Genomic DNA, 3411 nt, shown 5'->3' on the forward strand with positions numbered 1-3411 from the left:
GCTTTGTTCGAGTTCTCACCTGAGCTTGAGGTTGTCTGCGCGAATTTGAGAGGGAAAGTAAAAAAATATACTCTAAAACAACTTCTGCCTCACCCTTTTAAATATGAAAAAAAGAAAACAAAGAAATAGGAGTCTCAAATAGAGAAGAATATGACCCGAATAAACTTAGCACCTCTAATAGATCATACCAATCTGAAACCTGAAGCCACGCCGGCGGACATAAAAAGGCTTTGCCAGGAAGGGATAAAATATGGATTTCGTACGGTCTGTGTGAACCCCTGTTATGTCAAACTGGCTGCCGAAGAGCTCAAAGGCTCCAAGGTAAAGGTATGCTCAGTCTCAGGATTTCCTTTGGGTGCAAACAGGTCAGATTTAAAGGTAAAGGAGGCGGAATTAGCCTGTAGAGATGGGGCTGCGGAGATCGATATGGTTATAAATGTGGGGGCTTTGAAGTCTGGAGATTATAAGTACGCAGAAAAGGAGATAAAATCAATTTTGAAAGGCATGGACGAGGGTAAAATCCTGAAAGTTATTCTGGAGACCTCAGTTTTAACAGAGGAGGAGAAAATAAAAGGGGCACAGATAGTGAAAGAGTCAGGAGCACATTTTGTCAAAACCTCAACGGGTTGGGGACCTGGAGGAGCTACGGTGGAGGATGTGGCTTTGTTGAGGAAAACCGTCGGGAAAGATTTCGGAGTCAAAGCCTCAGGCTTAATCAGGGATTATCAAAAAACTTTACAGCTTATCCAGGCGGGTGCAAATAGGATAGGCACCTCTGCCTCCTTGAAGATAATGGAGGAATATCTAAAAGCATAAGAGTTTAAAAGGCGTAAGACATCAGGCACAATGGTGGTGTAAACCTCTAAAACAAAAGGGGACTTTATGATCACATCTGAAATCATAGCCAGAAAAAGGGATGGTGGGAAACTGACCCGGCAGGAAATCGAGTTTATCCTCTCAGGTTATCTTTCCGGAGCAATTCCCGATTATCAGATGTCTGCCTTTCTTATGGCAGTTTTCATCCGGGGAATGGATTTAGAGGAAACAGAGGAACTAACTTGGTGTATGCTGAATTCAGGCAAGATCTTGGATCTGGGGTTTATTCCCGGCGTAAAAGTAGACAAGCACAGCACCGGCGGAGTAGGAGATAAGGTCTCCTTGATCTTAGCTCCCCTGGTTGCCTCCTGTGGTATCACTGTACCTATGGTCTCCGGGAGAGGTCTGGGTCACACTGGTGGAACCCTGGATAAACTGGAGTCCATACCAGGCTTCAAAACGGCCCTTTCCATAGAAGAATTCATAGAAGACTTAAAGCATACCCGGGTTTCGATTATGGGGCAGACAAGGGAATTAGTACCAGCAGACAGGGAAATATATGCTTTAAGGGATGTCACCGAAACGGTTCAGTCGATTCCACTGATTACTGCCAGTATCCTGAGCAAAAAGCTTGCCTCAGGTGCTGATGCGCTCGTGTTTGACGTGAAGATGGGGAATGGCGCTTTTATGCAATCTAAAGAGACTGCTGTGACATTAGCCAGGAACCTGATCAAGGTGAGCAAGAAGGCCGGAAGAAAGGCAATAGCCCTGCTCACCGATATGAACGAGCCTTTAGGAAACGCAGTGGGGAATTCAGTAGAGGTTATAGAAGCGATAGAAACCCTGAAGGGTAAAGGACCTGACGATATCCTGGAAGTTACCTTAACTCTGGGCTCCTATATGCTGATCCTGGCTGGAAAAGCTCATGATTTTCACCAGGCAAAAGAGCTGCTTTCAGAAAGAATCAGAAATGGCGAAGGCCTGGACAAATTCAGACAACTGGTATCCCAGCAGGGAGGGGACCCAGAGATAATCGAAGATTATTCCCTTTTTCCCAAGACGAATTATCAAATCGAAGTTAAATCTGAGGGGGAAGGCTACGTCAATACCATAGAAACAAAAGAAATAGGGCTGGCGGCAGTGGAGTTAGGCGCAGGCAGGGAAAAGCTTGACTCAGATGTGGATCTGGATGTGGCGATTTTGATAAAAAAGAAAATCGGTGATTCAGTAAAAAAGAATGAGGAGCTGGCAAAAATCCTGGCAAACGATTTCGAAAAAGGGAAAAAGGCTGAGGAGAGAATTAAGAAAGCATACAAAATCACCAGGCAGAAAACTAAAAGATTAAAGAAGGTTCTGTTTTTGATGGATGACAAGGAGGTAAGGGAACTACCTGCGGGTTGATCTTTTTTTAAGCTTAAAGGGGATGTTCTCATTCCCATTATTCCCCGCCTTATTTGCTCGGGATGATAACATCCCTCGAAGAGCGAGAATTACCAGGCAAAAGAGCAAAAGATTAAAGAAAGTTCTGTTCCTGGTTGATGAGAAGGGGGTCAGGGAACTTCCTACCGGTTGATTTCTTTTTATCTGAAATAAATCCTCAATTATAGATTGTAGCGCGACCCTTTTTCTGATGACGAATCTGGAGCAAGCCCCCGTAGGGTAGGACAGAGTCGCCTAAGATGTAGTAGAGACGCATTGAATGCGTCTCATTACCCAAAATAGAAGTAGCGTCGGGGAGGTGTGGAATCCTCGTAGGTCGGGCACCTTGCCCGACCATCCCTCTACTTTTTCTGAGGTCTCCGCATCTCTCACCCTCAAACCAGTTTGAGGGTGCCACCCAACCGCAGGAGTTCAGAAAAAGAAGTTTTGGAGTGCGAACCTTCAGGTTTGCCAAACGAATTTGCTTATTTTCAATGAATCGATGGTAAAGCTAAAGCTTTACACTCCAATTCTTTCTCTAGTTATTTGATTTTTTCAGAAATCTCTCTGCCAGGCTTTATCTACATAAATCTTAGCCCCTACTCTTAATAAAAAAATCCCTCCCGCCGTAGGCGGAAGGGATTTTATCCGTTTCTATCCTTCGACTTTGCTCTCCTCGAGTCTGAGCGACCTCGGAGTCGAAGACAGGATAGTGAGCTTGTCGAACAATTTCAGGTTCAGTTATTGGCCAAGAGTCTTCCAGTTGTTATCACCGAACAGTCCAGGAACCCTGACTCCCATACTTCTGTGAGCAGGATTAACGAAGTTGTTCGGGTCTGCAAGGAAGCGGTTGTTGTCAATTGGAGCTGGTCCACCTTTGAACAGGTAGTTGACGATGTAGATCACGTCAGCAACGTTGGTGTTGGCATCGTTGTTGACATTTCCCTGATCCACGAACTCTATCGGCTTGGGTCCGCCCTTGAACAGGTAGTTGACCAGGTAGATGACATCCGCTACTTCAAGCTTCCCGTTCTTGGTCACATCACCGCGGTAGTAACCTTCCTGATGCAGTACGTTGAACAGGAAGTGTCTCCAGGCCGCATCTCCACCTTGAGCAATTGCAGCAGGATAACCCCACTTAATGTACTTCTCCATGTGCACAGCACCCGGAGCTAA

The 3411-nt window shown here is 45.5% G+C and carries 3 protein-coding genes; 2 read left to right on the forward strand and 1 reads right to left on the reverse strand.

Annotated features, from left to right (window positions below):
• Positions 1-159 precede the first annotated feature (159 nt).
• Complete coding sequence (gene deoC / locus MUP17_01605; protein MCJ7457671.1) at positions 160-816, forward strand: deoxyribose-phosphate aldolase; 657 nt, start codon at positions 160-162, stop codon at positions 814-816.
• Positions 817-882: 66 nt separating this feature from the next.
• Positions 883-2217, forward strand: coding sequence for a thymidine phosphorylase (locus MUP17_01610; GenBank protein ID MCJ7457672.1), 1335 nt, complete (start codon positions 883-885; stop codon positions 2215-2217).
• Between the two features lie 759 nt (positions 2218-2976).
• Here MUP17_01610 and MUP17_01615 read toward each other — a convergent pair.
• Positions 2977-3411, reverse strand: a 435-nt coding sequence (locus MUP17_01615; GenBank protein MCJ7457673.1) for a hypothetical protein, incomplete at its 5' end; no start/stop codon positions are given.

The organism is Candidatus Zixiibacteriota bacterium (assembly GCA_022865345.1).
GTDB lineage: Bacteria > Zixibacteria > MSB-5A5 > MSB-5A5 > RBG-16-43-9 > RBG-16-43-9.